This is a genomic window from Nostoc sp. 2RC (assembly GCF_014222165.1).
Classification (GTDB): Bacteria; Cyanobacteriota; Cyanobacteriia; order Cyanobacteriales; family Nostocaceae; genus Nostoc; species Nostoc linckia.
This window is the reverse complement of sequence record NZ_JACKZU010000460.1, coordinates 1-5,836: the sequence shown is the minus strand read 5'-3', so window position 1 is coordinate 5,836 and position 5,836 is coordinate 1. Positions and strand designations below refer to the sequence as shown.

Below are 5,836 nucleotides of genomic sequence, written 5' to 3'. Positions count from 1 at the left end.
CCCCTTTACCCCTTCCCCAAACCGTATTGGGTGAGGGCGAACAGCCATTCGCCCCTACTTTGGTTCATTGCAGATGTTAATTGGTGATGGAGGGTTGTACAAATCGCTTGATTTCACCGCAGGCAATATAGGACTTGCCATCAGGGGCGATTTTGATTTCATCTACCACGTAAAGCATTCCTTCTTCGCGAACCGATCGCGGAAAACGCATGTTCCAATTCGGTTCATATCCATCAGAAACCACTCTAGCACGTAACTTACTGCCATCTTTGACGCATTGAACGAGAATACCATCTTTGATAGCATCGGTTGTAGGTAGGTCGGCGGCACTAGCAGGGCCTTTGGATGCTTTACCTGTGCTAGTTGACCTTGATTGTCTGGGAGCAGCAAAGATATCTGCTTCACCAGGTCTAGTCAGTCTGGTTATATTACCACGCACGCGGTAAAAAGAGCCATCACTTGAAGGTTCCAGTGCTTCAACTACATAGCGTGCGCCCTCGGCACGAATCGCTCTAGGAAATTGGACGTTCTTGGTGGAATCGTAGCCATCGGATATAACTTTGATTCGCAGTTTACCGCCTTCACGCAAGCAGTGTAGTTCTATGCCAGAACCGACTTCATTAACAACCGGCATTCCATAGATTTCATCGCCAGCGGTGACACCACGAGCCGCTAAATCACTGCGATTGCGGGTCATTGTTTGGAAACTTTGATCCCGCAGTTCCTTACGTCCGGCATTACCCAAGGCTTTTTGGGCGATGCGACCGGCGAAATATTCTAGCTGATCTATTTCTTCAGCAATTTCAAAATTCTCATTCAGCCCTTTATCGCGTAAATCTTTGACTAGCGATCGCAAAATTTGTTCAGCTTCTTCGTGTTTACCATGTTCGGCTAAATCAAGGGCTGTCTCTTTTGCCTTAGCGATGGTAAGGCGGCTGAGTTCTAGGATGATGTGGCTTGAAGAAGCGAGGGCTGCTTCCTCAACAGTAGCAACTTTGGCAACAATATCCGCTGTGCCTGACACACTTTGAATCACGTCATTTTGCACAACATCGGCACTGTAATGTAACTTCATCACAGGTAATTCGCCAATTTGAGCGGCGGATATCTCTAAACTCAATCCCAAAAGTTTGTCTTCACCTTCATAAAGTTCTCCCAAGGTGATGACAGTTTGACGAGCTTGATTTTGGTTTACTTTAGCCAAACTTAAGGTATCTATCAATTTGACACCATCAGCCAACTCAACTGTCACAGTGAGATTCTGTCCTACTACAGCTCTGAGACTATCTAGCTCAATGCTAAACACTTCAGTTGCTTCATCAACGCTTTGAATGAAGTAGAAATTGCCGTTAGCCGCCCTTGCCATTCCTATGAGCAAGTCTTCATTAAAACCTTGATCGAAGCCCAAGGTAGTTGTGGTGATGCCTTCCTCAGCTTTTTGCCCGGATGTTGTGGTCAGTATTTTCGGGTCTTGAATACCCATATTGGCGTGACCATCCGTCAATAGGAGAACGCGGTTGATTTTTTGCAGATCGAGTTGCTTTTTGACATGTTCGCAGCCTTTGAGCCATCCGCCAGATAAGTTAGTAATACCGCCTGCTCTGACTTTATTAATAGAATTTTTTAGTGCAGCTTTGTCTTTTACAGGCTGCGGCGCTACAACTGTGTCCACCTCATCGTCGTAAACCACCACAGAGAGAATGTCCTCTGGCTCAAGTCGCTCCACCACAGACTCGGCGGCTCTCAGGGCATGATGCAAGGGAGCGCCGGCCATAGAGCCTGAGCGGTCAATTACCAAAGAAAGATTCAGGTTCCGTCGGGGAGATTCAGCTATGTCAGCACGAAAACGTAGCAGAATATTAGTCTTTAATGAAGAGCCTGCGGGTAAGATAGCCTGGTCAAAGTCGTAACTTGTCTTGAGCATTTTTATACCCCTTCGAGTTTCTGTGATTAGCTAAAAGCCCTATTTTGCTGGGATAGCCAGTGCTGTTTTTAGTTTACCCAGAAACCAGTGTGTTCAGTGTTTAGGGGTCTATTTGATGTAAAGTTTTATATCAATACAAAATAAATATGGCATTAGACCTGTTGCAAAAGTGCAAAAAGCACTTTTGTGGTCAAAGGGAAAAGGTGAGCCAGCGCGGTCTTGGGGGTTTCCCCCATGAGCGACTGGCGAACCCCGAAGGGGTTAGAGGGGAAAGGGAAAATACCAAACCTTTCCCCTTCCCCTTTTCCCAAGTTCTGCAAGAAGTCTATTGTATAGATTACTTCGGCATTTGTAATTGCTGCATCAACCAATTGGCGGCTGCGGTATTGGTTTCTTCAGTTAATCGTTCCAAGGTTTGTTCTACAAGGGCAATTGGTAAACCCGTCAACACCTGGGAAACTTGAATTGCCTGATATATACCTGTTGGTGTTAAACCAAATGCAAACAGCCGCATTCCTTTGACATCAATCACCCAGTATTCAGTAATTCCTAAACTAGCGTAAAGTTGTTTTTGCTCATCAAGATCGATACCCAAGGTTGTATCGGCAATTTCTCCAACTAAATCGGGCAGACGATGGCGATCGAGAATAATTCGACGGGGTTGCCCTGGTTTCCATTTAGGAATATCTTTACCTTTATATAGCACTAGGTCTGGGGCACAGGCGTGAGTTTCTGGGTTTTCAATGAGACAGCGCCCGTAGGATTGGAGAACTATCTCTGGGTGCAAGAATGCCCAGAATCCAAAAATCATTGTTATCAAATCGCTAAAAGAAGAATGTCCCAGCCCTTCTGTTCCCATATCAACCCATAACCATCCCTGATAAAATGCAATCTTACGCCAATCAATATCTGGGTTATCTCGAACTGCCACATAGTCTTGCCAGGTTGCATCATGCTGCTGAAACATTAGGGGAGATTGGCTAGATTGTTCTAGGGAGATGGTCATCGCTAGACACCTCGCAAGTCCGATTTAGTGATTTCAGATAGTTTTTAAAGACTTCCAAGTAAAAAATATTCCATAGAAAATTGTTGACTGTTGACTGTTGACGGTTCACAGTCAACGCATTAACTGGAATAATTTATCTTTTGGAGTTCCCTTATGATAACCTCGGTGTTGCTGAATTAAGGGATGATTTAGCGCTACCCCCTGGCTTTGAAGTTCCGAGATTCAAGATTCGAGTTAAAAGGCTCAACTTTGAGAATGAAAAAATTAAACTCTCCCATCTCCCTCATTCCCTTCATCTAAAAACGCAAAGTTACACACAAAGCGCAAGAACCGCTATATTCAGAAAGAATAGCCTTACTGTTACCGTGCCTCAAGAACATCTCGATTCAGAAGTATTGCAGCGATCGCCCGTGTCATCTGTACGGGCAGAAGCCATTGCACGCATCCGCAATAGTCTGCGCCCCGGACAGCAACAAATGGCTGACTGGCAATCCGGGCCTCTAGCTATTTCTGCTGTTCCTGGAGCGGGCAAATCCACCGGCATGGCGGCGGCGGCGGCCATCGCCATCGCACGTCAATATGAACGTTCTGCTGAATCGGGTTCCTCGTTGCGCCGTCAGTTGGTGGTAGTTACCTTTACTCGCTCTGCTGCTGCCAACATAAAAGCCAAAATTCGTAAATACTTACGAGATGATTTATCTTTACCACAAACAGGCTTTTTTGTCTATACTTTGCATGGTTTAGCGTTGAACATTGCCAGCCGCCATCCGGATTTATCAGGGTTGCAGTTAGAGTATGTGACATTAATTACGCCGACCCAAAGTCATAGATTTATCCGCACAGCCGTAGAGCAATGGATTGCCAATAATCCAGAACGATATTTGCGGTTATTAGAAGGTCATCAATTTGACGGGGAAGAAACAGAAAGGTTACGTCGTCAATCAGTTTTACGGACAGAAGTCTTACCGGAGTTGGCTAATACGGTTATCCATGAAGCCAAAAGTTCGGGGATATCGCAAGAATTGTTGCAAGAATGGAGCCAACAAACCACAGACGAATATGCAATTTTGAGTGTAGCGGCGGGATTGTACGAACAGTATCAAAAATTAATGCGATCGCGCGACTTCATTGACTACGACGATATGATTTTAGCCGCACTGCAAGTTTTAAAAAACCACAGCGCCCGCCGCATCGAACAAAGTCAAGTATTCGCCGTCTTTGAAGACGAAGCCCAAGATTCTAGCCCGCTACAGACCCAGTTGTTGGAAATTTTGGCGAGTAATTCGGAAGAAGACACGGAGACACGGCGACGCTCTGACGCGGGGACAACCAGAATAACTCCCCACTCCTCACTCCTCACTCCTAACTCTCCACTCCCCACTCCTCACTCCCCACTCCCCACTCCCCACTCAGCAGTGAACTTGGTGCGCGTCGGCGACCCCAACCAAGCGATTAATTCGACGTTTACCCCAGCCGATCCGATTTATTTTCGGCAATTTTGCGAACAGTGCGATCGCATTCAACGATTGGCGACGATGGATCGAGCCGGTCGCAGTACGAGAATTATTATTGAAGCTGCTAACTTTGCTCTCCAATGGATCAATAATCAATGGTCAGCAACAAATCCCCAGTCCCCAATCACCAGCCCCCAATCTCCATTTGATAACCGACAAGTACCATTTCGCTTGCAAACAATTCGTCCTGTTGACGCTGGCGATCCGCAAACTAACGCCAACCCAGCACCAGTAGGGCGGGGACTTGAATTATACACTCCGCAGGATATTCATCACACAGTTGAATTGTTATCTCAAAGAGCCATCGAGTTATTTGGGGAAGATCCCACAAAAAATAGTGCCGCGATTTTAGTACGAGAAAATCGTCAAGGACGATGGTTGGCGGAGGCTCTAGCACCTGTGTGTAAAGAACATAACATTACACTTTATGATGTGGGAGAACGCGATCGCCGTTCTCATGTCCCCCAAGAAATTTTGGCATTGCTGCAATTTTGCGATCGCCCCCACTCTCCTGATTACCTCAAAGCTGCATTAGAAGCATTGGTGCAGCGTCAGCTAATTCCTACCCAAGACCTCAACGCCCTTGCTAGTCTCCCAGAAGAATTTTTATATCCCAGCCCCTTAGCAGCATCCCAACCGGAACCAGTACAAAAAGCTGCACACTTGTGTCGGAGCTTACTCCGCGCTCGCTTGGAATTGCCTTTGTATCAGCTAATTTCTTTCCTCGCCTTGACCTTAAATTACGACCAAGCAGAATTGGCCACTGCTGATAAACTCGCAGAACGGGTAAACCAGCAGATAGCTAGCAATAGTTCAATGAGGTCAATGCTGTCAGCATTAAGTGAAATCGTCAGTTCTGAACGTTTTGAACCAGTGGAAACCGAAGATTCAGAAGAACGTTACACCCGTCGCGGTCAACTGACGATTATTACTATGCATAAAGCCAAAGGGCTGGACTGGGATTATGTTTTTATCCCCTTTCTCCACGAAAATTTAATTCCTGGCAGATTTTGGGTTCCTCCCCAAAGTCAGTTCTTAGGGGATTTTACCTTATCAGAAGTAGCCCGTGCCCAAATTCGTGCTGCTCTTCACGGAGAATCTACCATACCAGATGTTAAACAAGCATGGGAGCTAGCAAAGCAGTTAAAAATATCTGAAGAGTATCGTTTACTCTATGTTGCTATGACACGAGCAAAGCTTTTGTTATGGATGTCTGCGGCGCAAAAAGCCCCCTTTACTTGGAGTAAACCAGAAAATTTGCAAGAACAAGCCCCTTGTCCGGTTTTTCCTGCATTAAAGCGCCAATTTCCTCAATGTGTCGTCACTTCGGAGATGATAGCCAAATGATACTAGGAGTGACCTGGGGACGCGGGGACGCGGGGACGTGGGGAC

3 protein-coding genes are annotated in these 5,836 nt (G+C 46.1%); 1 reads left to right on the top strand and 2 read right to left on the bottom strand.

The genetic code is table 11. The features are described 5' to 3' along the window. Positions 1-76: 76 nt before the first annotated feature. Both GNE10_RS31265 and GNE10_RS31260 read right to left on the bottom strand, forming a co-directional pair. Positions 77-1,924, bottom strand: coding sequence for a VWA domain-containing protein (locus GNE10_RS31265; protein ID WP_185569773.1), 1,848 nt, complete (start codon positions 1,922-1,924; stop codon positions 77-79). A 337-nt stretch (positions 1,925-2,261) separates the two neighbouring features. Continuing rightward, positions 2,262-2,930, bottom strand: coding sequence for a Uma2 family endonuclease (locus GNE10_RS31260; protein WP_185569771.1), 669 nt, complete (start codon positions 2,928-2,930; stop codon positions 2,262-2,264). A 476-nt stretch (positions 2,931-3,406) separates the two neighbouring features. On the opposite strand from GNE10_RS31260, the gene GNE10_RS31255 reads away from it, so the two are divergent. After that, positions 3,407-5,791 carry an ATP-dependent helicase gene (locus GNE10_RS31255; protein WP_397326712.1) on the top strand — a complete coding sequence of 795 codons (2,385 nt, stop codon included), beginning with the start codon at positions 3,407-3,409 and terminating at the stop codon, positions 5,789-5,791. Positions 5,792-5,836 lie beyond the last annotated feature (45 nt).

Bases quoted from the DNA above. Each gene is read 5' to 3' on its own strand.
- GNE10_RS31265 (WP_185569773.1), bottom strand. From the start codon at position 1,924: ATGCTCAAGACAAGTTACGACTTTGACCAGGCTATCTTACCCGCAGGC.
- GNE10_RS31260 (WP_185569771.1), bottom strand. From the start codon at position 2,930: ATGACCATCTCCCTAGAACAATCTAGCCAATCTCCCCTAATGTTTCAG.
- GNE10_RS31255 (WP_397326712.1), top strand. From the start codon at position 3,407: ATGGCTGACTGGCAATCCGGGCCTCTAGCTATTTCTGCTGTTCCTGGA.